Source organism: Corynebacterium sp. LK14, from assembly GCF_008042215.1.
In the GTDB taxonomy this organism is placed as follows: domain Bacteria; phylum Actinomycetota; class Actinomycetes; order Mycobacteriales; family Mycobacteriaceae; genus Corynebacterium; species Corynebacterium striatum.
In genome coordinates this window covers 218,061-241,090 of the sequence record NZ_NOVQ01000009.1, presented here as the reverse complement: position 1 = coordinate 241,090, position 23,030 = coordinate 218,061, and the positions used below count along the sequence as shown (strand labels likewise).

The following is a 23,030-nucleotide window of genomic DNA, read 5'->3' as shown; positions in this document are numbered from 1 at the left end:
GCCATGTTTTAGGCATTCACCATGACGTCCTTCACGGAGCTTCTTTCAAAGGAGATTGAACTTATGGATTTCATCTCGCGCCACCTCGGACCAAATTCTTCCGAGCAAGCGACGATGCTCAACGCACTGGGGTACAACAGCGTCGACGCTCTTGTCGACGCTGCCCTGCCCACCACCATCCGCGCCGCATCGGCACCAGCCCTGCCTGATGCGCTGAGCGAAAATGCAGCGCAGGACAAGCTGCGCGAATACGCCAGCCAGAACATCGTGTTGAAGTCCTTCTATGGCCAGGGATACTCCGATACGCTTACCCCGGCCGTCATCCGCCGCGGCCTGCTGGAGGATGCTGGTTGGTACACCGCTTATACCCCGTACCAGCCGGAGATCTCCCAGGGCCGCCTGGAAGCACTCCTTAACTTCCAGACCATGATCGAATCCCTGACTGGTCTGCCCATCGCCAACGCTTCCCTGCTGGACGAGGCATCCGCCACCGCTGAAGCAGTCGGCCTAATGTCCCGCGCGGTCAAGAAGGGCCGCCGCGTCATCCTGGACTCCCGCCTGCATCCGCAGGTGCTCGCTGTGGCGGCGGAGCGCGCTCGCGCCATCGAACTCGAGGTGGAAATCCTCGATATCCGCGAGGGCCTCGTGGGCGAAGACCTCATCGGCGCCGTCATTGCGTACACCGGCACCGAGGGCGACATTTACGACCCACGCGGTGTCATCGAGGAGCTGCACACCCGCGGCGCAGTAGCCACCATCGTGGCCGATCCGCTCTCCCTCCTCCTTCTGGAGGCACCGGGCAAGCTGGGCGCTGACATCGTCATCGGCTCCACGCAGCGCTTCGGCGTTCCACTGTTCTTCGGTGGCCCGCACGCTGCTTACATGGCTGTCACCGACAAGCTCAAGCGCCAGATGCCTGGCCGCTTGGTCGGCGTTTCCAAGGACGCCGAGGGCCGCCCGGCGTACCGCCTGGCCCTGCAGACCCGTGAGCAGCACATCCGCCGTGAACGCGCTACCTCCAACATCTGTACCGCGCAGGCGCTGTTGGCCAACGTAGCGTCCATGTACGCTGTCTACCACGGCCCAGAGGGCCTGAAGAAGATCGCTGAGCACGTTCACGGGCTCGCCGCTTCCTTCGCCGCTGCCGTAAAGGGCGCAGGCAAGACCCTGGTCGCTGACGAGTTCTTCGACACCGTCACTGTCACCGGCGTCGACGCCGCAGGCATCAAGGCATCCCTTCAACAACAGGGGTACCTCGTGCGCGCTATCGGCTCCGAGAAGATCTCCGTCTCCTTTGGTGAGTCCGCAACGCTTGACGACGTCGCCAAGCTCGCCGCCGCATTCGGCGCAGAGTCCGCAGACAAGGACAACGCCGAGTCCGCCGTTAATGCCCTGCCTTCCGCGCTCGTCCGCGCCGAGGCTCCGCTGGAGCACGAGATCTTCAACTCCCTCCACTCCGAAACCCAGATGCTTCGCTACCTGCGCACCCTGGCGGACAAGGACCTGGCTCTGGACCGCACCATGATTCCGCTGGGTTCGTGCACCATGAAGCTCAACCCCACTGCCGCCATGGAGCCCATCTCCTGGCCGGAGTTCGCGGGCATCCACCCATACGCACCGGAAGAGACCACCGCAGGCTGGCGCGCCCTCATCGAGGAACTCGAGGGCTGGCTCGCTGAGCTGACCGGGTATGCAAAGGTCTCCATCCAGCCCAACGCTGGTTCCCAGGGTGAGCTGGCCGGCCTGCTGGCCATCCGCCGCTACCACGTTGCCAACGGAGACTCTGGCCGCGACGTCATCCTCATCCCATCTTCCGCACACGGCACCAACGCGGCCTCTGCCACCTTGGCTAACCTGCGGGTGGTCGTCGTTGCTACCGCAGACGATGGCTCCATCGACCTGGCAGACCTGGATGCCAAGATCGAACAGCACGGTGAGCACATCGCCGGCATCATGATCACTTACCCATCCACCCACGGCGTGTTCGACCCCGAGGTCCGCGACGTGTGCGACAAGGTCCACGCTGCTGGCGGCCAGGTCTACATCGACGGCGCAAACATGAACGCTCTGACCGGTTGGGCACGCCCCGGCGAGTTCGGTGGCGATGTCTCCCACCTCAACCTGCACAAGACCTTCACCATCCCGCACGGCGGAGGTGGTCCGGGTGTGGGCCCGGTGGGCGTCGCCAAGCACTTGGTGCCCTTCCTGCCGACGGATGCCAACGATCCCCAGCTGGACCCCACACAGCCGGCCGCAGAAGGCACCGGCGTGCCGTCCACCGCATCGCGCTACGGCTCCGCCGGCGTGCTGCCAATTTCCTGGTCTTATCTGGCCATGGTGGGTGCGCAAGGACTCACCGAGGCCACGAGCCACGCCATCCTCGGCGCGAACTACCTGGCGCAGAGCCTGAAGGATTCCTTCCCGGTGCTCTACACGGGCAATGCCGGCCTGGTGGCGCATGAATGCATCTTTGACCTGCGCGAGCTGACCGACGCCTCCGGTGTCACCGCCGCTGATGTGGCCAAGCGCCTCGTGGACTACGGCTTCCACGCGCCGACCCTGTCCTTCCCGGTGGCCGGCACCCTCATGGTGGAGCCCACCGAGTCCGAGGATCTGGGTGAGCTGGACCGCTTCATTGAAGCCATGCGCTCCATCCGCGCGGAAATCCAGGACATCATCGACGGCAAGGTCGAGTACGAGGCATCCGTCATCCACAACGCTCCGTACACCGCCGCGTCCGTCGCAGCCGACGAATGGAACTACGGCTTTACCCGCCAGGAAGCTGCTTACCCAGTTGCTTCCCTACGTGCCAACAAGTACTTCCCGCCGGTGCGCCGCATCGACGAGGCTTATGGTGACCGCAACCTGGTGTGCACCTGCCCGCCGCCAGAGGCTTTCGATCTGACTGAAGAGGACTAAACAATGACTGAATTGCTCAACTCCCCGCTGCATGCAGAGCACGAGAAGCTCGGCGCATCCTTTACGGCTTTCGGCCCGTGGAACATGCCGCTGAAGTACGACAACGAACTGGAAGAGCACCGCGCGGTGCGCAACTCCGCTGGCCTATTCGATCTTTCCCACATGGGCGAGATTTGGGTCAACGGTGAACACGCTGCCAAGTTCTTGTCCTACAGCTTCATCTCCGACCTGACCAACCTCAAGGTGGGCAAGGCAAAGTACTCGATGATCTGCGCCGAAGACGGCGGAATCATCGATGACCTCATCACCTACCGCCTGGGCGAGACCAAGTTCCTGGTCGTTCCGAACGCCGGCAACGCCGACGTGGTCTGGGAGGCACTCAACGAGCGCGCTGAGGGCTTCGATGTGGACCTCAACAACGAGTCCCGCGACGTCGCCATGATCGCAGTACAGGGCCCGAAAGCTGCGGAGATTCTCATCCCGCTGGTCGAGGACACCAAGCAGGAAGCCGTCATGGAGCTGCCGTACTACGCAGCGATGACGGGCAAGGTCGCCCGCAAGTACGCCTTCATCTGCCGCACCGGTTACACCGGTGAGGACGGCTTCGAGCTCATCGTCTACAACTCCGACGCCCCAGAGCTGTGGCAGGAGCTGCTCAAGGCTGGCGCTGAGTACGACATCCGCCCGTGTGGTCTGGCTGCTCGTGACTCCCTGCGCTTGGAGGCCGGCATGCCGCTCTATGGCAACGAGCTCTCCCGCGACATCACCCCGGTAGAGGCCGGCATGGCGCGTGCTTTTGCCAAGAAGGAAGCCGACTTCGTGGGCGCGGACGTCGTGCGTCAGCGTGCCGAAGAGGGTCCACAGGTTGCTATCACCGGTTTGGTCTCTGAGCAGCGCCGCGCTGCCCGTGCCGGCTCCGAGGTCTTCGTGGGCGAGACCAAGGTGGGCTCTGTCACCTCCGGTCAGCCTTCCCCGACCCTAGGCCACCCGGTTGCCATTGCGTTGCTGGACACCAGCGCGAACTTGCAGGTCGGCGACGCCGTCGAGGTCGACATCCGTGGCAAGCGCTACCCATTCACCGTCGCAGCACTTCCGTTCTACAAGCGCGAAAAATAATCCGCGCTACCGTCTCAACCGTTAAGATGACTAGGCAAGCACCGAACAGCCGCATGGCGCTGTTCGGCCGCGTCTAGGCTTATACCTTTGAAAGGACCCCATCACCATGGCTAACCTTCCTGCAGATTTCTCCTACTCCGAGGACCACGAGTGGATCAACTCCTCTGCTGATGCCGCTACCGGCAACACCGTTCGCGTTGGCATTACCTCCGTGGCTGCGGACCGCTTGGGCGAGGTCGTCTTCGCCGAGCTGCCGGCAGTTGGTGACACCGTCACCGCTGGCGACACCTGTGGCGAGGTCGAGTCCACCAAGTCTGTCTCTGACCTCTACTCCCCAGTAACCGGCACCGTTACCGCCGTCAACGAGGCCGTGCACGATGACTACGCAGTCATCAACAACGATCCATTCGGCGAGGGCTGGCTCTTCGAGGTCGAGGTCTCCGAGACCGGCGAGCTGATGACCGCTGACGAGTACGCTGCCGCAAACGGCGTCTAGTCACAACGCATAAGGCGGGAGGGGTTTCCTCCCGCCTTTTTGCATGCCCGACTTACAGTGGCAGTATCAGTATCGAATCAGTTCTAAACAACCAAAGGAAGCATCCCGAATGACTGCTCCTCGCGAGCCTTTCTTCCCCGCTGACCGTTCCATCCGGGCGTCTGAAGAGCCCCTGGAAATCCGCCATCTCGGCCGCATGGACTATCAAGAGGCGTGGGACCTGCAAGCCGACCTGGCTGCCAAGCGCGCTGCTGGTGAGCACGGCGATGTCATCTTGGTGGTAGAGCACCCGAACATCTATACCGCGGGCAAGCGCACCCAGCCGGAGGATATGCCGGACAATGGTCTGCCCGTCATCACCGTGGACCGCGGCGGGCGCATCACCTGGCACGGCGAGGGCCAGCTGGTGGTCTATCCGATCCTCAAGCTAGCAGAGCCAGTCGACGTCGTGGATTACGTTCGCCGCCTCGAAGAGGCCATCATTCAGACCGTGCGCGAACTCGGCGTTGTCACCGCTGGGCGCGTGGACGGCCGCTCAGGTGTGTGGGTGCCATCGACCACTCGTGCTGCCGATCCGCAGGCGCCGACCCGCGACCGCAAGATTGCTGCCCTGGGCATTCGCATCACCCGCGGCGTGACCATGCACGGCCTAGCGCTGAACTGCACCAACACGCTGGAGTACTACGACCACATCGTCGCCTGCGGCATCGACGACGCCGACGTCACCACCTTGAGCTTGGAGCTCGGCCGCGAGGTCACCATGGAGGAGGCTTCCGCACCGCTTCTCGACGCCCTCGAGCGCGCCCTTTCCGGTGAGCTCACCGTCGCAGACCACTCATTCGCCTCGGCACCTGACCCCATCAAAGTGGCGAATGAAAAGGCCCGGCAAAAGCGCCTCGCACAGACGCAACAGAGCGGTGCAAATAAACCCGAATAAAAAGCGGAATATTCCGCCACACGCCCCACTTGTATTAGTTAGAGACAATTCCGACCCCGTAGAGTGAGTTTTCGTGACTGTTAAGCCTGAAGGACGCAAGATGCTCCGCATTGAGAAGAAGAATGCGGAATCCCCCATCGAACAGAAGCCTCGCTGGATCCGCAACCAGGTCCGCACCGGCCCGGGCTACGAGGATATGAAGTCCCGCGTGTCCGGCGCTTCCCTGCACACCGTGTGCCAGGAGGCTGGTTGCCCGAATATCCACGAGTGCTGGGAATCGCGCGAGGCCACCTTCCTCATCGGTGGCGACAAGTGCACCCGCCGCTGCGATTTCTGCGACATCGCCACCGGTAAGCCGGCGGAGTTGGACCGCGACGAGCCGCGCCGCGTTGCAGAAAACATCCAGGAGATGGATCTCAACTACACCACTATCACGGGCGTGACCCGCGACGATCTGTCGGATGAAGGCGCGTGGCTCTACGCCGAGGTCGTGCGCAAGATTCACGAGCTCAACCCGCGCACCGGTGTGGAAAACCTGACCCCCGACTTCTCCGGCAAGCCGGACCTTCTGCAGGAGGTCTTCGAGGCTCGCCCTGAGGTCTTCGCTCACAACCTGGAGACCGTGCCGCGTATCTTCAAGCGCATCCGCCCAGCCTTCCGCTACGAGCGTTCCCTCGACGTCATTCGCCAGGCTCACGACTTTGGTCTCATCACCAAGTCCAACCTGATCCTGGGCATGGGCGAGACCAAGGATGAGATCGAAGAAGCACTGCGTGATCTGCGCTCTGCTGGCTGCGACATCATCACCATTACCCAGTACCTGCGCCCAGGCCCGCGCTTCCACCCAATCGAGCGCTGGGTACGCCCAGAGGAGTTCGTGGAGCACTCCAAGCTAGCTAAGGAACTCGGCTTCGGCGGCGTCATGTCCGGCCCACTGGTCCGTTCCTCCTACCGCGCTGGCCGCCTGTACGTGCAGGCTATGGAAGCACGCGGCTTCGAGCTTCCGGATAATCTCAAGCACCTCGCTGAGACCTCCCAGGGCGCAACTGCGCAGGAAGCTTCCACGCTGCTTGAGAAGTACGGCCCTTCAGAGGAGACCCCTGTGACCACGCGCATGGCCAAGACCCCGGCTAACGCCAACTCCGCCGCTGCTGCAATTCGGTAATTAGCAGCGCCGACCTTTAAAGTAGGAACCATGGCACAAGACGATAAGGCAAGCCTGAAGGCTGCAAAGAAGCAAGAGCGCGCCGCGAAACGCGAGCAGCGCAAGCAAACCCGCTCCCAGATGTGGCAAGCGTTCAACATGCAACGCAAGCAGGACAAGGCGCTGATCCCGATCATGCTCGCCGCTTTCCTCGGAATGGGCCTGCTTTTCTTCCTTATCGGCCTGCTCTTCAACGGCCAGTGGTTCATGCTCATCCTAGGTCTGGGCATCGGCGCCCTGCTCGCGATGTGGCTGTTCACCCGCCGTCTTGAGCGCGACATGTACAAGAAGGTTGAGGATCAGCCAGGTGTGGCTGGCTGGGCTCTGGAGCAGCAGCTGCGCAACACCGTGGGCATCGTCTGGAAGGTCAAGACTGCGGTTGGCGTTACTCGCCACCAGGACCTCATCCACCGTGTTATCGGCAACGCCGGCGTCATCTTCGTCTGCGAGGGTGACCGCAAGCGTCTAACCCCAGTTCTCAACACGCTGAAGAAGCGCGTGGACAAGCTCGCCGGTGGCGTGCCGGTCTACGAGGTCTGGGTTGGCAACGGCGAGGACGAGGTTCCAGTATCCAAGCTGCGCAACCACGTTATGAAGTTCCCACGTAACTTCAAGAAAGACGAGACCTACGCCAACATCCGCAAGATCGAGGCAATGGACGACCTGCCAGGCACCACCCCGGGTCTGCCAAAGGGCCCGATGCCACGCCAGGCGCAGAACATGGCTGGCATGAACCGCCGCATGCGCCGCGCGCAGCAGCGTAAGGGCAAATAAGACTTGTGTAAAAATCGGCCCTCCCCTTTTACTCGGAGCAAATTCCGGGTTGTGGGGAGGGCCGCTTTTAGGTTTTTATGGGACGCACTTGGCGACGCCGCAAGATAGAGAAACTAGACCATGATGACTGCAGTGCCGGTAGCGCGGTCGTGGATGCCACGGCCGTCGGTATCGACCAGTGCGGCCGGGAAGAGGAAGCCCGTCAGGATGGCGCGCAGCGCCGCGCGCCAGAATCCCACACGCTCACCGGGGACGTCAAGACGCGCCACGCCCATGCCGAGCACCAACATGCCGGGGGTGCGTGCGAAGAGCCAGCCACAGATAATGCCGACGAGGACCCACAGAGCATAGCCCAAGAACGCCGCACCGCCGAGCGCGTCGGTGAACATGATGATCAGGTTGGCTAGCAACATGCACATGATCCAATCGATGAGCACAGCGCCCGCGCGGCGTGCCACCGGCGCCAACGCACCAGCTCCCTTTTCGGGGAGCCCAAGCTTTTCACCAGGCCACTTTCCTGGGCCCTCAAAATCATCATTTTCACCTGGAATCTCGGGCCCATCGAGCCATGTTCGCTTATCCGCCATGCTGACTAATCTAGCGCCCCAGCTGCCACAAGCGAAAACCAAAAAAGTTCTCCCAAAATACCTATTGATCGATGGGCTATCGTCCGAGCACCAATCAAAATAGGTAAACTCACTAAAAGAACATTTTTCTAAACCCTGAGGAGACAAAACAGTGTCTTTCGAGTCCGTCCAGGAGATCGTCAACTTCATTGAGGCAGAGGACGTAGAGTTCGTCGATATTCGCTTCACCGACGTCCCCGGTACCGAGCACCACTTTTCCATTCCGGCATCTGAATTCACGGTGGAAGCAGCTGAAGAGGGCCTAGCATTCGACGGCTCTTCGATCCGCGGCTTTACCTCCATCGATGAGTCTGATATGACCCTGCTGCCAGACCCAGCAACCGCCATCGTGGACCCATTCCGCTCCTCCAAGACGCTGAACATCAAGTTCTTCGTCAACGATCCTTTCACCTTGGAGCCCTTCTCCCGCGACCCACGCAACGTCGCAATGAAGGCCGAGGAGTATCTCGCCTCCACCGGTATCGCTGACGTCTGTAACTTCGGCGCTGAGGCAGAGTTCTACCTTTTCGACTCCGTGCGCTACTCCACCGACGTGGAGCACGGCTTCTACGAGGTAGACACCGACGAGGGTTGGTGGAACCGCGGCAACGAGGCCGACTTCGATGGCAATCCAAACACCGGCTACAAGACCCGCATTAAGGGTGGTTACTTCCCCACCGCGCCCGTCGATAAGCACGGCGAAATCCGCGACGCAATGGTACGCAACCTGCAGGAGGCAGGATTTACCATCGAGCGTTTCCACCACGAGGTCGGCGGTGGCCAGAACGAGATCAACTACCGCTTCAACTCCCTGCTGCACGCGGCTGATGATATCCAGACCTTCAAGTACATCATCAAAAACACCGCTGCTTTGTACGGCAAGTCCGCAACCTTCATGCCAAAGCCACTGGCTGGTGACAACGGCTCCGGCATGCACGCCCACATGTCTCTGTGGAAGGACGGCAAGCCGCTGTTCTACGATGAGGCAGGCTACGGTGGCCTCTCCGACATCGCTCGCTATTACATCGGCGGTATCCTCCACCACGCACCGGCTGTTCTGGCGTTTACCAACCCAACCCTGAACTCCTACCACCGCCTTGTGCCGGGCTTCGAGGCTCCAATCAACCTCGTTTACTCCCAGCGCAACCGCTCTGCGGCGATCCGCATTCCGATCACCGGCTCCAATCCAAAGGCAAAACGCATCGAGTTCCGCGCCCCGGATCCATCGGGCAACCCATACTTCGGTTTCGCAGCCATGATGATGGCTGGCTTGGACGGCATCAAGAACCGCATCGAGCCGCACGCACCGGTCGACAAAGACCTTTACGAGCTGCCGCCGGCAGAGCAGGCTTCCATCCCGCAGGCACCAACCAGCCTTGAGGCTTCCCTGCGCGCTCTGGAGGAGGACAACGAGTTCCTGACCGAGGGCGACGTATTCACTGAAGACCTCATCGAGACCTACCTGCAGTACAAGAACGAGCACGAGATCGCACCGTCGCGCCTGCGCCCGACGCCGCTCGAGTTTGAAATGTACTACGACTGCTAGTTATTGGGCCCTAAGACTGACCTGCGGTTTACTTATCAACGCAGGTCACAGGATTCCGATACTTCCAGCAATTCCGATAATCACGGGGGCTACAAAGCGAAATGCGGGATTTTTGCGGGATCGCGGGAGCCTAGACGTCCGCTTAAAACGACGAAAAGACCCCCACCCGCGAAGGGTGAGGGTCAGTTTAGAAATCGTTCTCTAGCTCGTCAGGTATGGGCATGTCGGCGACACTTTCAGGGTGCCGGAGTCGCCACTGGCGGATGTGATTCACCGCGATAAAGTACCGGCTTTTCCACACCTCAAGTTTGTCGCGCAGTTCCGCAATCTCCTCACGCATCTCGTTAATGGACTTATCGCGGGCTTCCAACTGCTCATTCGTCCACTCGCGGATGGATTTAGTAAATGATTCCCACTCGGGGCCGCGGGTTTCCAGCTCGGCTTTCTTTTTCTGATTCTTTTCGGTCAGCACGCTACCAATCACGGTGCCAGCGACGCCTATGATGGCGACGATGATTGTGGCTAGTGGCCCGTCTACGGGCATCATCGTCACCTCCCGTCTACTATTTTCAGCTCGCTAGTCTGGCCGCGCCCGTAGGCGTAGAGGGTCATGGCAGCAATACCGATATAGCCGAGAGAGGACACCCAAGCGCGTGACAGGTCGCCGAGAATCGTGGCGAAGATGAAGCTGAGCGCCCACATGGAATGCAGCCCCACAACGGCCCCCACGGCGGCGGGCACCAGCCTGTGCCACTTGACCGCGCACAAACACAGCGCCCCCATCAGGAGCCACACTACCGCCCACAAGGGTGGGTTCAGCACACTCTCCATAAAGTGAGTCGGCTTGCGCTCGGGGTCCACCAGTAGGGGCGTGTACGACATGCCTCGGGCGATGGAAATACTACCCAGAATCATTAGCCCGGCGGCGTCGGATACGAGCCACCTAGCGGCGCGGTATTTAAATCTTCCCCAATTCATACCCACTCCCCTAGTGGTAGGAGCTAAAAGGCTGCAGGTTATCCGCGGGCAATGCGAGGCTCGGCTGCGGGGAGGCGTCACGCTCCTTAGACTCGTCCGAGGCGCGTCCGGTATGGACCATGGCGAGCATGCCACCGATAAGGGCAGCGATACTGCCGGTTTGGCCAAGCCACGAATCCACCTGCGCGGGCTCCGCAATCCCTAGAACGGTGAGCACCAGGCCGACGATGGCAACCAATGTGTAAACCGCAAGGCGGATCCACCACGGGGTGGCCACCACCGCGCGCGGCTTAGATGCCGGCGAAATACGATGAGTCATTTACTTACCCTCCAACTTCTTATCGATCTCATTGAGCTTCGCCCAAATAGCCGGCAGCATATTCGCGTGCATATCTTCTTGCTTCCGATCCAGCTGGACGATGAAGTCCATGAGCGAGCCGGACCAGCCAGATGGTTTGCCCTGCGGGTCAACGTAGGCAGATGGGAATTTTCCGGTTACCTCGCGCAGTACGCGCTGCAGCGCTTCAAACTGCGGGCCAAAGAAACCGCTGACAAAATCAGTAAAGAATTTGGTCGTTAGCATTCCACTACTTCCTTCCTGCGGGGCCGCATGCTTCGGGGCGGCACCGCGCATTTCTTCCTCCACCATGTCGAGGAATACATCCCAGGGGAATCCAGCCCCGGGGTCGACGTGGTCAGTCCCTCCAAGAATGCGGGTATCAACGTGACCAATGAAACCCTTGGCCTGCTTACCGGCAACCTGCTGCGGCGTCAGCTTCACAACCGGAATGCCATACGCCTTTGCCCATTGAGCCGCTTCCCATGCGCCACGGCGCAGCATCTCACGCTGGGCTAGCCACTGCTCACGAGTCTCATCGCCACCCGCTACGAAAGACAAGTGCAATCCGAGATTATTTCCCTCATTGCCAGTGGACCAGGTGATCCAATCTGCCGTGTTCTCGCGAAGTAGCTTCTCCGTATCGACCAGAGTGTGATAGCTGCCGGACTCGGAGCTAATTTGGTAGTTAGCGACGTTCTCCGCCGGGGTACCAATTTGGTTAACGGTGACGTGGACGACAATCCACTTCAACGCTGAGGTGGGGCGCGGCCCACCAAAGCTAAAGCGCTGTGTCCAATCGAGAATTTTAGGTGCCATATATGGCCTCCTTAAACCATAAAAAAGACCCCTACCCTTGCATGCGCAAGAGGGGGACGTGATTGATGGTTGTCGTGTTCGGGTGTAACATTAGTGGCGACATGAAAGTAACCCGCCTCCATGTCACCGCCAAATAGGCGAAAGCCCCTACCACCCGCAAAGACAGTAAGGGCTTTCGTGAGACTAGTTGAGTAGCCAGTCAATCAACTCGCGAACCGCATCCGCGAGCAGCCTGGCTACCAACGCCGAAAAGGTCCGTTGAGCAAACTCACCATTTGCTTTTCGGGCCTTTTTCTTATGACAAGAACGAGGCATCGTCTCACCTCCCTCCGTCAGGTAGGTGGGACCCGCTGACTGGCGCCAAACCAGTTCCCACCCCCATATATGGCGGTGGAGACTATGAGCACCGTCAAGAGGGCGAACGCCTAATGCGTTCAGTTTCTAAGACTACTACATCCGATAAACCATTTATTCATGGAATTTTTAGCCTTGATTAATCTGCAAAGTTCTCGATTCGTGCTATTGCTAAACATGGTCGCTACTGGCTTCAGGCAATCCTCTTCCAGCGGCGGGTGCTGTTCCAGGGGTAGTCATAGAACGATGATGTGTGCGCTTCAAGACACTCGTAAATTCCGTTGACATCTTGCGCCTGGTCGCTGACCTCCACGGTGTCACCTACCTTGTATAGGACGCCAAGCTCAAACTTCCCCCTAGAGGCGACAATAGAGGGGCCGCCTGGTGAAGCTGTTGACTTCGGGGCCCTATCCTGCACAACGCCTGGGACGATCGCCACTCTCCAAATGGTGCCGATGAACTCAACCCACTCAATGCCCGCTTTTACAGACAAAAGATCACCCGTGGTAAATGACGTCTCCCCGACGCTAGGTCTAACGCCAATCTGCCCACTAGAAGAAACTGCCCGCGTCACTAGGAATGTGTAATCCCCTTTGGGGAGATAGTATCTTGTGCGCTCGCTGGGCTGAAAAACCCAACCCTCGCCACCGCCGCCCATTTTTCCGAGGGAAACAGTCTTAATAGCCATCGCCTACACCCCTGTAATCTTGTGAAGCTCCATGGTCGTTTCATTGAGGTAATAATCCCCAACTACCGCGCCGGGAATGGTTGACGGAGGGCCTCCACTGCCGGAAAAGAAGGCAGGTCTGCTCTCCGCAAAGACTTTTACTTCCGTCTTTACCGCATCCACATAGGATTTATCCGCCTTGCCTGCCATCCCCGAGGTCAACTCCGAACGCGAAACCGCAGTGTTGTTGCCGCCCGCCGCGGTCGGCACTAGCACCTGGCCTGCACTATCGCGCCGCACAACCTTACCCGCCGCGGGTGAAGCGCCCTTAGCCTCAACCTCCGACGCGGTAAGCTGCTTCGCATCCTGCGCGTCAACATAGGCCTTGTCCGTCTTGCCCGCTAGCGCATTGTCCAAACCGGTCACCTGCACCATGGTATGAGTGTGTGTGTTCGGCGGGAATACCGCAGGCTTATCTGAAATATCATCCCACACCACGTTCTCAACGCTGCCAGTATCACCCTTAGGCCCCGGCGGGCCGGTCAAGTGAGGCGAAGTCTTACCGTTTACCGTCAACACGTCGCCATTCCAACTGGTTGAGGAGGCAACGTTCGAAGCGGTCGCGGCTGACGCCGCCGCTGCTGTTTCAGATTTCTTCGCCGCTGTCGCAGAGACTCCCGCGGCGGTCTCGGAGTTTTTCGCAGCAGACGCTGAACCAGCCGCTGCAGACGCGGAGGCCTTAGCCCCGGACGCGGAATTCGCCGCCGCACTAGAGGACCCAGCAGCTGCGCTAGCGGATTCGCCAGCTGTAGTTTCAGACTTCTTCGCCGCCGCTGCAGACGCTGCCGCTGAACTTTCAGAATTCGAAGCAGCAGATGCTGACGCCTGCGCCGCGCGAACCGCGTCCGTGGCCTGCGCTGCCAACGTCTCCAACTGCGACCTCGTAGCCGATCCAGCAATCTCGGCCGCGGCAACCGCGTCAGCCAGTGAACCGCCGGCCTCGGAGACAACTAGCTCGAGCACCTCCACCGGGCCACGGGCACGCAATAGCGTCACCACAACAGGACCGGGCGCTGCAGTAAAAGACAGTTTGCCATTGACAATGTCGACATAATCCGTCGAGGTCGTAATCACCGCCCCACCATACGAGCGGGCGCGAGGCGCGCGAATAGATGCACGGCGAATATCCTCCGGCCGCGTCGTCACATATTTAAGATCGCCGGTAACAGTAGGCATTAGGACTCCTTAATCAGGGTAAATAGTTACATCAAGCGCGCTATAACTCATCTGCAGTGCCTCGGGTACATCGTTTTGTTCTCCTACGATTCCTTAGATGCTGGGAAAATAAACACAGTCGCTGACTTGTAATTTCCATACAGACCACCTGCAACCGATGTGTGAGTACGATTGCTTTCGGTAATCGCAGCCGAGGTCACATCACTGCTTCCATTGTCCGAGACAGCGAGCATCAGCACCGTCCCCACCCACCCCGGTTTAGCGGTAAAAGTGGTCGAACCTCGCGGATTGAGACCACCACTATTGAATACAACCGACCCGAACGCGTCGCCCGTCGATACCGCCCCCGAAGATGATGTCCACAAATTCGACTTACCAGTGTCAATATGTACGATGCGCGGCATGCCAGAAGTGACAATCGACTGCAACCGCAAATTCTCCTGAATCACCCCAAGAATTTGCTGATTCTGCGCGGACACGACACCCTGCTGCCGGTTAATCTCTTTCTGTTGGTCATTAATCAGCTTCTGCTGCGCCTCAAACTGCGACCGCTGCTTATTAATCTGCTCCTGCTTACTCAACGAATCAGCAGTAATCCTATTAAACTCGCCCTGCTCACCCCACAGGCGCTCTTGGAGTTCACCGTCATATTCTTTAAAGTCGGCGCTGGTGACCAGCCCATCGATTTCAATAGCCAGCGCTTGCGCATCACGTTCTACGCGCTTCGCCAGCTCATCGAAATCCGTGCGCACCCGGTCGGCGGTTGATTGAGCACGAGACGCAGACCGCTCAACGGAATTGACCGACTTTGTACGCTCCCGGCGCTCTTGCGCAATCAGGCGCGCCATCTCGTTGTAGTCCTTGTTTCGCGCCTCAATATCAGCCAGCAATGAGCCGCCCACGTGAACAACATAATTCTTCGAATCGCCAACAGAAGACACCAAACGAATCTCGGTCACAGGCAAGAACATAAGCTTGCCCCAAAAAGAGACTGGAACAATGTCATCGACGCCAAAGTCGAGGTAAGGGACCATGCCTCCAAGGCCACCGTCTGGGATTTCACGCTCAAGATACGCCTCACCAGAGGTGCGATTTTCCGCTGAATCCAGTACATCCTCGACGTCGCTCACGCCTGAATGAGGAACCAGTTCACCATTGATGTATTCCGCCGCGGTGATAGAAACATCGTTGCGTACAAAACGCCGACCCATCCGCCCCGGGGTGCGGTTGAAGTCGGCGAAGTAACCAAATTGGCGACCCTCACCAGGGTCAGGCTGTTGCTCCTCGGGGACACTATCGGGCCATGAGACATCCCAAGCGCCATAGGAATATGCCGCGAGTGACCGCAAGACCGTTACTTCGCCGCCGTCCGCGGTAAGTGGGTGCATAGGCATTTCTAGACCTCCTTCATAGTGTCCACGCGGACTATCAGCATGGGCCGCTCCCAGGTTTTAGAAACGGTCTCCCCCGATGCGCGGTCTTTACGTACGGTTACTGCAGGGTCGCCGGGCCACCACAAATCAACGTGAACATAAAGACCGGAATTCTTGGCAGGTCCCGCGATAGTGTCCCAGACATAGTCGTCGGAGGTGCGGAGATAAATCTCCGACGTTGTATCAGGACCGCCGCCGAAATCGACGACGGCATGCTCGTCACCGGTCCAGCCCATAAGGGCATTCACGGCGTCGAATGAATCCTGAATGAATCGCCGAATAACAGTCCGGGCCTTGCCGTAAAGGGTATAGCCATCGGCAACGGTAGCCAGGGGAACCCGAGCCAGACGCCGCGTCTTTTCGTACTGGATACCGGAGGCGTCAGTCGACCAGTCCGAAAACGTAGCCTTTTCGACTTCAACCGGGATTGAAACACCGGGCCAAAAGGCAAGGCAGTCCAGCCCGTCGACGCCCTTCACTGTCAGTTGGTCTGGGGCTGAAATGCCTGACAGACTCGAGATATTCACGAAATATGACAGTCGCGGATTCCCCGGCGTCACCACAATAAGCATTCGGGTCGGGCCTTTGGCTGGAATCAATCGACCTTCTTGGTCTTGGACGCCTATGCCGTCGGCGACGAGGTCGTCGTTAATCGGCGAGCCTGCCGGGGCATGCACGAGGAACTCGAACTCCGAGGTTGCGAGTCGCGTGCGGGGCAGGGTCAAGGACTCGAAGGGAGGAATGTCTAAGAGCGGGTAGCCGTTCTCGTCGGCGAGCCCTACCCAATAGCCCTCGTCTTCAACGACTTGATCGATGTGCTTTCGCCACGATTTGAAGTCCATTAGAACTCCTTCGCAAATGGATCAAATACGCCAATCTCCCACTCGAGGCGCGCGCCGTCGGGGATGGTGTAGACGCGTTCCTTGCCCCGCGGAACCATTTCTCCTACCGCGCCGACTTTTCGAGACATGTCTCGGTCGTATTCATCGGCGGCGTTGAAGATTCGTCCGGAGTTGGAGCGCGCCAATGGGAGTCGGTGGAGCTCGTCGACGGCGGGAAGCGTGAAAGTTGCGCCCGATGGCAAGATTACTTCCCCGCCGGGCCCATCCCACACGATTTCTGGCCATACTGGAACATCGCCGTAATTCGTCACTGTGACGCTACCCTCGGAGGCGACCGGCACAGTCCACGCACCCGGCGAATCCGAAATCATATCAACCACAACCCGATCGCCCCGCTTCGGGATTGACGACGGGAACGCAAACGCCGCCTGCAGTCGAGCAGCCAGACGGAACTTCGCACCACCAATCGACAGCACTAGCCATGAGTACTCCCACGTTGACCACGCGCGCCGAAACTTATGCCATGACTCCGGATCCTCAATCACGAAACCAATCGAGCCCGTCAACGGAGACACAACGCGATCCTCAAAATTAATGATCTGCCCCGGGATACCTACCGCTTGCTTGGGATTGTCCTCGAACGTTCCAACCAGCGATTCGATAGTCCCGGCCTCAACCGCGATAGGGCCTGGTGCCCCATCGGCGATCAAGTTAAAGGTCGTGCCCTCCGGGGAGACCAAATCGAGCTCATAGAGCATTAGCCCCTCACCTTTCTAGAAATATCAGCGCCACCAGGGCGCGGGTTTTCAATCCGATCCAGGCGAAGCTCAATGCCGGCATTCTGCTTCCGCAGCTGCTCCTCAATGGCCTCCAACTCCCTGACAGACAGTGCCTCTTTGCCAGAAGGAATCTGCAGAGTTAGGGAAACAGGACGTTCAGCAATCGCGCGAAGCTGCGCCGCCGTGTCCTCCTGGTACGTCGCGATATTGGCAATCGCAGACTTCACCTCGTCATTGGTGGCACGCCAATACTCGGCCCAATTCTTCTGCGATTCACGCTCAAGTTCGGTGGCCTTGATGCGCTCTTCCAGAGGCCCGAGTTCAGACTTGTAATCCAGCTCGGCGCGGCCACGCTCCACCTTCGAGCGAAGCTCCTTCTGCGAGGCCTCCAACTCGACTAGATCGGATTCCCACTTCACACGATCCAGCGCACGCGCCGGATCACCAAGTTTGGAATTCGCAATGTAGTCCTTGACGTCACCGGATCCACCAAATAGGCCCATGAATCCAGCACCAGCGACCATCTTGGAAATGTCCTTTTCGGAAATGCCGATTCCCTGGAAGTCCGGGCGAGCGGCGAGCTCGGCCATCTCCTTACGGATCTCGTCCTGCCGGCGGTTCGCGTTCTTATAGTAGCCGTTAAACCAGTTCGCCGGGTTCGCCCACGTTCCGAAATCAGCCTTTTTAGCCTCAATCGAAGCGAGCTCCTCTGCAAGCGAGGCATAACGCTCTCCTACGGTGGCCCCAATCTGGTTAAACCCGAAAGCTTCACCAGACATGAGCGCTAGCTGCTTAGAAGCAACCTGCAGATTGCGGGTCACATCCGACAGGTCCAACACGGCAAGCGTTTGGTCGTAAGCAGCCTTGAGATTCGCCTTTTGCGCTTCCAGCTGCTCGAGCTGCAGATTAGCCTGTGCCGCCTGCAGCTCGGCATAAAGCGCGCGAGTCTCGTCCGACCATTGTGACATGTCCATAACTGCACCGTCGACCTGCTTGCGAAGATTCCACCGCCAACGATCAGTTGCCAGCGTCAAATCCTGGTGCAGCGACAGCGCCGCATTCATATCAGCCATGCGCTGATTGTCGAAAGCAGCCTGCGCCTCGGCGAGCGAGCGCGACGCCTCCAACGTTGCCTGCGCACCAGAAATCTGGGTAAACCGCGACTTGCGAGCCGCGTCCATGACGTCAATCTGCGCACCAACAAAGTCGAGCGCCAGGCCGATGACAGTCTCGCGCTGCTTTTCGATCAAGTCCGTGAGGTCCTTAATCGACCCCATCATCGACGTTACCCCGGCGGCAATATCTACCTTCGCCTTCATGAAGGTAGACACCAGCTTTTCGAGAATATCGAAGATAGTATTCGCGATTTCGATTGCCAGAGCAATCTGTGCATGGCCGGCCGCCTTCGCGACGTCAGCGGCTGCGGATCGAGCGTCGGACAGATCCATCTCGGCAGACAGGACCTTCTCCTGCGCTGCCTTGACAGCCTCTGCCTTCTTCTCTTCAGATTGCTTGGATTTATCGTCAATGTCCTCGCGGACCTCGGCGAGTTTCTTTTCCTTTTCGGCAATCTTTTCAGCGTCGCCGTCTTCCCTTGCTTTCGCGAGATCGGCCTCAGCATCTTCGAGTTTGCGCTTTTGGTCCTTGTCCATCTCGACGGATTCGCCCTCGGCCTCCGAAAGCGCTTTACGCGCCTCCGCGAGAGCTTCTTCCTTCTCCGAGATAACCTTCAGCGCCTCCCCGTGCTCGGCGTACTTCTTCGCAATCGCGTCCTGCCCGTCGATAATTCCAGAGAATGCGGACGTGTACTCCCCGATCTTTGGCAGCTTCGAGAAAGTATCGAAAAGTTCTTTCTGCGAAGCAGTGCCAGCCCACGCGGCGGACCATGCCACAGATCGGGCATTGTCCTCACCAATCAGGCGGGAAAGGTGGGTGCGATCCCCATCGGTTACACCACTCCACGCGGCTGCCATTTCGCGCATCGCCGGGGCAAGATTATCCGCAATGTTGGTAGCCACATCATGCAGAGGCGGAATCAACTCGCCAACCTTACGGATAAGGCCAGCCACGATCTCCCAATGGCCGTCGGTGAGCACAGGCTCGGGCTTTCCAGAGAGGTTGAGTGCTGCGCCCATATGAGGCAACCAGCCGCCCGAATCGTACAAGCCGGTGAACTCCGGGATAATACCGCCTGAAGCGTAGCCGCCAGCCTGATTGTAGGCAGCTGGAAGAGAACCATAGCGTGCGACGGCATAGTTCATGGACGCACGCAGGTTAGCCTCCGGGTCGAAAATATCGTCATAGCCGGGGTCCTTGTTCGCCTGGAATGTTGGGTCAATGACCTGCATCAAGCCCTTAGAGGGCGTACCTGCAGCCGCATTCGAATCCCAATCATTAATCGCAGCGGGATTACCACCGGACTCCTGATTCATACGACGCAGCACAGTATCTGCCAAAGAAACAGGGAACCCCTTATCCTTAAGGACAGCTTCCACCATTCCACGCCACTGCTCAACACCAGCAGCAACGCCACCTTGGACAGACCCCATTTCCGATGCCCTACCGGAGACAAACTCCCAGGCAGCGGTAGACAGTTTCTTCAAAATAGCGCCAGGGAGTTTACCCCACTCGCCAAACTTATCAGCGCCAGGGAATTCGCCAATCTTCTCCATCGCCGCGTCCCATAGGCCCTTAACCATGTTGATGGGGTTCCATCCGCCGCCCTTACCGGGCACATCGTCGAGGACGATATCGTCACCGTCGAAGCGGATAACGGAGTTGGTGGCCCAGTGAACGTGATTCGCGTGCTGGGCGTTCGTGCCCGGCCCGAAGTCGTGCGGGTGACCGTTATCCAGGTTTTGCCACCCATCGAGGGGCCAGTGAATAAGCTCCGCCGAGTTCGGGAAGTTCTTATTGATGGCCCGTGCGAGTGCCTTCGATTCCGCCGACGGCATCTGCGTTGCGTAGGTTGCAGGGTTCTGCCAGTCCGTGGCTTTCGCGACGGAAAAGTCGTGGTAGGACCCTGGCTCGCTACGCGATGCCGACGTGAGATTGAAGATGCCCGGGAAGAATCGTCCGACGAATTCTCCCTGCGATGCTTGCACCGCCGAGAGCGCGCCGGCGAGGTTAGTGTATCCGCCACCGGCGAAGTTTCCGAGGTGGAAGATACCGCCGGTTGCGAAGTGGGACCGCTTGAGGGTCTTTTCTACTTCGCCCTTGCCGCCGCGGCGTGCGGCCGCGTTGACGTTGTCGACCCACTGGGAGCCGAGAGCACGGGTAGCTTCCGGACGGAGGATAGCTTCGCCGCCGGAGAGCCCCACAGACATTCCGGTTCGCGGCTCAATAAATGTGTATGGGTCGCGCCCCGGGGTGTAGCCAGGCAGGACACCGCCGGTGGCGAATTTATGCTCCGGCAACTGGTCCAGGCCAACCAGTTTGCCCACGGCATTCCAGGCTTTGCGAATACCGTTGTTATAGACCGTGTTCACCACGAATTCCACTGGCTTACGGGTAAGCCCCTTGATTCGGGCCCAGGATTCGCCAATTTTGTCGACGGTCCAGTTAAAGGCGTCACGGACAGCGTGCAGGCCGCCACGCAACCCGCCAAAGACCACATCGTTGATGAAGTTCCAGCCGCCCGCGAGTTTTCCGGTTACCCAATTCCATGCATTCGAAATCGCCCCGGTGACGATGTCGAACAGGATCCGCAGGCCCTCGACTTCGCGGTTCCAGGCCCACAGGACCGCGTCGCGGACCCAGACCCAGCCCTGATAAAGCGCGCCGGTTAGCCAATTCCACCCGCCAGTTATGGCGTTAGTGAAGAAATCCCATGTTGCGCGCAGGCTTTCGATGATGCCGAGGAACGCGGCAAAGAGCCCGTCGCGCAGCCAGACCCACCCGGCATATAAGCCTTGGGTGACCCAATCCCAGGCGGTGGAAATAGCGCTAGTGACAGTTTCCCAGTTAGCCTGTACCCGGGCGATATAGGAAGTAAAGGCAGCGAACACTAGGTCTCGCACAGTTTGCCAGCCAGCTTGCAAATTTGCAGTGAGGTCATTCCACCACTCCGAGATGGCAGCCATCGCCTCCGAGAACCTAGCGCCAAGATTGTCCACCCCTTCCGTAAAGGGGGTAATGACGTTATCTCGGATCCAGTTCCACCCGGTGGTCATCGCGTCAACAAGCGATTGCCACACCTGCTTACCGGTTTCGGTCTTGGTGAAAAACACCGCAAGCCCGGCGACTAATGCGGTTAGGGCGGTCACGATCAGAAAGATCGGGTTGGCATTCATGACCAGGTTGAATGCGGCCTGGGCGGCGGTCGCCGCCGTGGTATAGGCGGTTTGGATCTTGGTGATTGCGCTCAGGCTAGAAAGCCATTTCAGGAAACCACCGGCGACCATGATCTTCTGCTGGGCGGCCAAGAGAGCATAAGCGCCAACGAGTATCCCCACCGGGGTGGCGATCGCGGTAATAGCACCCGAGGTTCGACCCAGCCAGGACACAAAGGACTCGATCCCGGGAATAGCGTCGTCTTCGATCCAGCCGATCAATTCCTGGAACTTCTCGGAACCGGCTTCAAGCGCAGGACCGAGCCGATCGAACAGAGCAAGCGCGATCGGTTCGATTGCGGTCATCGCCTTATTTTTGAAGATCTGCCATTCCTCGCCCATCGATCGCGTTTCTTCTGCGACGCCAAGGATCGTGTCAGAGGTAGCGCCCGTGGCACCCATGAAGTCCTCAACAGACAGGGTTCCGGATTTGACTGCATCAACAAACTGGGCAGCGCCGCGAGTGCCAAAGATACCGGACGCCAAGTCGATAGCCGCAGCATCATCACCAGCGGCTATGAAGTCTTCTACTGATCCAATAGTTTCTTGAAGCGCCTCTGGCGCATTACGGCCTTCTTTCGCAAATTCAGACAAAGCACGCTGCATAGATTGCAGGGTTTTATCCGCATCCAGGCCTGCTTTGTCCATTTGGCCGACCATCGCCGCCGAATCTTCAAGGCTAAAGCCAAACCCGCGGAGAGCCGGGCCAGCCTTGACCGCAGAATTCGACAGTTCAGTTACAGACAAACCAGTGGCCTGGGAAACTTGGAAAAGTTTATCGAGGGCATCGGGAGCGTTCTCAGCTTCCACCCCAAATCCAGACAGGGCCTGGGACACAGAGTTGATATCTGCATCCACGCCCATATTTTCCAGTTCCAGAAGCTGGGAGGAAAACCGTTCTAGAGGCTTACCGGTAAGGCCCAATCGAGTATTGACATCAGCAACGGCAGTGCCAACATCTTCAAAAGACGACGGCACCGATTCCGCTACTGCACGCGCAGAATCCTTAAGTCCTTCCAGGGCTTCACCGGAGGCACCAGTGCCCACGCGGATAGTATCCCATGCTTCATCAATGCGGCCGCCGATATCTGTAAGCGTTTTACCTACAACAATTGCTGATCCGCTCAAAGCGGCAAACGCTCCCGCTGCGACCTTCAGCCCATCGGAAAGTCCTACCGACGATCCCGCAACCTTATCTTGAGTTGAGTCAAGCTCAGACAGTGCATCATCAGCTTCTTGAGTTTTCGCAGTAAGGTCTTGTTGCGCAGTTTCCAGTTTACGATTAGCTCGCTCCACAGCCTTGTCGTTGGCAGCCTGGTCGCGGCGAGCCTTGTTGAGATCCGCGATCGCCTTTTCTTTTTGAGAGGCAGTCGCGTTGCCTTTATCCATGACCTCCGCAAGCTTGGCCTCCATGACGCGGGTTTTATCCGCCGAGTCCGCTTGACGCTTGCGAGAGCGTTCCACTTGGATAGTGGCTTTTTCCACAGCACCCTCGGCCTTTTTGACCTGGCGCTGCATAGAATCAGCAAAGGATTTACCGGCCTGCTCGCCACCTTTCTGTGCGCCCTTTTCCACAGACTTAAAAAATCCATCGAAGGAAGGCAGAATCGGAACATACTGAGCGTCACGAGCCATA

The 23,030-nt window shown here is 58.8% G+C and carries 17 protein-coding genes; 7 read left to right on the top strand and 10 right to left on the bottom strand.

Annotated elements, in window-relative coordinates:
* Window positions 1-63: 63 nt before the first annotated feature.
* From gcvP to CHU71_RS04475, 6 genes are all read left to right on the top strand, one after another.
* Complete coding sequence (gene gcvP / locus CHU71_RS04500) at window positions 64-2,919, top strand: aminomethyl-transferring glycine dehydrogenase (RefSeq protein ID WP_147760319.1); 2,856 nt, start codon at window positions 64-66, stop codon at window positions 2,917-2,919.
* A gap of 3 nt (window positions 2,920-2,922) precedes the next feature.
* Complete coding sequence (gene gcvT, locus CHU71_RS04495) at window positions 2,923-4,035, top strand: glycine cleavage system aminomethyltransferase GcvT (RefSeq protein WP_147760318.1); 1,113 nt, start codon at window positions 2,923-2,925, stop codon at window positions 4,033-4,035.
* A gap of 106 nt (window positions 4,036-4,141) precedes the next feature.
* Window positions 4,142-4,531, top strand: a complete 390-nt coding sequence (gcvH, locus tag CHU71_RS04490; protein WP_049064020.1) for a glycine cleavage system protein GcvH — start codon at window positions 4,142-4,144, stop codon at window positions 4,529-4,531.
* A gap of 109 nt (window positions 4,532-4,640) precedes the next feature.
* Window positions 4,641-5,468, top strand: coding sequence for a lipoyl(octanoyl) transferase LipB (gene lipB / locus CHU71_RS04485; RefSeq protein WP_147760317.1), 828 nt, complete (start codon window positions 4,641-4,643; stop codon window positions 5,466-5,468).
* A gap of 100 nt (window positions 5,469-5,568) precedes the next feature.
* Window positions 5,569-6,633 carry a lipoyl synthase gene (gene lipA / locus CHU71_RS04480; RefSeq protein WP_070420445.1) on the top strand — a complete coding sequence of 355 codons (1,065 nt, stop codon included), beginning with the start codon at window positions 5,569-5,571 and terminating at the stop codon, window positions 6,631-6,633.
* Between the two features lie 30 nt (window positions 6,634-6,663).
* A complete protein-coding gene (locus CHU71_RS04475) occupies window positions 6,664-7,446 on the top strand; it encodes a DUF4191 domain-containing protein (protein ID WP_147760316.1) in 783 nt (260 codons plus the stop codon).
* A 113-nt stretch (window positions 7,447-7,559) separates the two neighbouring features.
* Here CHU71_RS04475 and CHU71_RS04470 read toward each other — a convergent pair whose 3' ends face one another.
* Window positions 7,560-8,033, bottom strand: coding sequence for an RDD family protein (locus CHU71_RS04470; protein ID WP_147760315.1), 474 nt, complete (start codon window positions 8,031-8,033; stop codon window positions 7,560-7,562).
* A 151-nt stretch (window positions 8,034-8,184) separates the two neighbouring features.
* Between CHU71_RS04470 and glnA the strand changes: the two genes are divergently transcribed.
* Window positions 8,185-9,618, top strand: a complete 1,434-nt coding sequence (glnA, locus tag CHU71_RS04465; RefSeq protein ID WP_147760314.1) for a type I glutamate--ammonia ligase — start codon at window positions 8,185-8,187, stop codon at window positions 9,616-9,618.
* A 187-nt stretch (window positions 9,619-9,805) separates the two neighbouring features.
* Here the strand turns inward: glnA and CHU71_RS04460 are convergent, their stop codons facing one another.
* From CHU71_RS04460 to CHU71_RS04420, 9 genes are all read right to left on the bottom strand, one after another.
* Window positions 9,806-10,165, bottom strand: coding sequence for a hypothetical protein (locus CHU71_RS04460; RefSeq protein WP_255456392.1), 360 nt, complete (start codon window positions 10,163-10,165; stop codon window positions 9,806-9,808).
* Between the two features lie 441 nt (window positions 10,166-10,606).
* Window positions 10,607-10,915 (bottom strand): hypothetical protein, encoded by a 309-nt coding sequence (locus tag CHU71_RS04455; protein ID WP_147760313.1) that lies wholly within the window; start codon window positions 10,913-10,915, stop codon window positions 10,607-10,609.
* Window positions 10,916-11,752, bottom strand: coding sequence for an N-acetylmuramoyl-L-alanine amidase (locus CHU71_RS04450; protein ID WP_147760312.1), 837 nt, complete (start codon window positions 11,750-11,752; stop codon window positions 10,916-10,918).
* Window positions 11,753-12,299: 547 nt separating this feature from the next.
* The gene (locus CHU71_RS04445; protein ID WP_147760311.1) at window positions 12,300-12,794 is read right to left on the bottom strand and encodes a hypothetical protein; all 495 of its coding nucleotides are present in this window, start codon (window positions 12,792-12,794) and stop codon (window positions 12,300-12,302) included.
* A 3-nt stretch (window positions 12,795-12,797) separates the two neighbouring features.
* On the bottom strand, window positions 12,798-14,009 hold the full coding sequence (locus CHU71_RS04440; RefSeq protein WP_147760310.1) for a hypothetical protein: 1,212 nt from the start codon (window positions 14,007-14,009) through the stop codon (window positions 12,798-12,800).
* 83 nt (window positions 14,010-14,092) lie between these two features.
* Window positions 14,093-15,397, bottom strand: a complete 1,305-nt coding sequence (locus CHU71_RS04435; protein ID WP_147760309.1) for a hypothetical protein — start codon at window positions 15,395-15,397, stop codon at window positions 14,093-14,095.
* Between the two features lie 8 nt (window positions 15,398-15,405).
* Window positions 15,406-16,284, bottom strand: coding sequence for a hypothetical protein (locus CHU71_RS04430; protein ID WP_147760308.1), 879 nt, complete (start codon window positions 16,282-16,284; stop codon window positions 15,406-15,408).
* Entirely contained in the window at window positions 16,284-17,042 is a 759-nt protein-coding gene (locus CHU71_RS04425) for a hypothetical protein (RefSeq protein ID WP_147760307.1), read from the bottom strand. Before CHU71_RS04425 ends, CHU71_RS04430 begins: the two co-directional genes overlap by 1 nt.
* On the bottom strand, window positions 17,042-23,029 hold the full coding sequence (locus tag CHU71_RS04420) for a phage tail tape measure protein (RefSeq protein WP_147760306.1): 5,988 nt from the start codon (window positions 23,027-23,029) through the stop codon (window positions 17,042-17,044). Before CHU71_RS04420 ends, CHU71_RS04425 begins: the two co-directional genes overlap by 1 nt.
* Window position 23,030: the final 1 nt, after the last annotated feature.

Coding starts and splice junctions, on each gene's coding strand:
- CHU71_RS04425 (WP_147760307.1), bottom strand. CDS start 17,042: ATGCTCTATGAGCTCGATTTGGTCTCCCCGGAGGGCACGACCTTTAAC.
- CHU71_RS04435 (WP_147760309.1), bottom strand. CDS start 15,397: ATGCACCCACTTACCGCGGACGGCGGCGAAGTAACGGTCTTGCGGTCA.
- CHU71_RS04420 (WP_147760306.1), bottom strand. CDS start 23,029: ATGGCTCGTGACGCTCAGTATGTTCCGATTCTGCCTTCCTTCGATGGA.
- CHU71_RS04440 (WP_147760310.1), bottom strand. CDS start 14,009: ATGCCTACTGTTACCGGCGATCTTAAATATGTGACGACGCGGCCGGAG.
- CHU71_RS04455 (WP_147760313.1), bottom strand. CDS start 10,915: ATGACTCATCGTATTTCGCCGGCATCTAAGCCGCGCGCGGTGGTGGCC.
- CHU71_RS04460 (WP_255456392.1), bottom strand. CDS start 10,165: ATGATGCCCGTAGACGGGCCACTAGCCACAATCATCGTCGCCATCATA.
- gcvH (WP_049064020.1), top strand. CDS start 4,142: ATGGCTAACCTTCCTGCAGATTTCTCCTACTCCGAGGACCACGAGTGG.
- CHU71_RS04470 (WP_147760315.1), bottom strand. CDS start 8,033: ATGGCGGATAAGCGAACATGGCTCGATGGGCCCGAGATTCCAGGTGAA.
- lipB (WP_147760317.1), top strand. CDS start 4,641: ATGACTGCTCCTCGCGAGCCTTTCTTCCCCGCTGACCGTTCCATCCGG.
- gcvP (WP_147760319.1), top strand. CDS start 64: ATGGATTTCATCTCGCGCCACCTCGGACCAAATTCTTCCGAGCAAGCG.
- CHU71_RS04430 (WP_147760308.1), bottom strand. CDS start 16,284: ATGGACTTCAAATCGTGGCGAAAGCACATCGATCAAGTCGTTGAAGAC.
- lipA (WP_070420445.1), top strand. CDS start 5,569: ATGCTCCGCATTGAGAAGAAGAATGCGGAATCCCCCATCGAACAGAAG.
- CHU71_RS04445 (WP_147760311.1), bottom strand. CDS start 12,794: ATGGCTATTAAGACTGTTTCCCTCGGAAAAATGGGCGGCGGTGGCGAG.
- CHU71_RS04450 (WP_147760312.1), bottom strand. CDS start 11,752: ATGGCACCTAAAATTCTCGATTGGACACAGCGCTTTAGCTTTGGTGGG.
- CHU71_RS04475 (WP_147760316.1), top strand. CDS start 6,664: ATGGCACAAGACGATAAGGCAAGCCTGAAGGCTGCAAAGAAGCAAGAG.
- gcvT (WP_147760318.1), top strand. CDS start 2,923: ATGACTGAATTGCTCAACTCCCCGCTGCATGCAGAGCACGAGAAGCTC.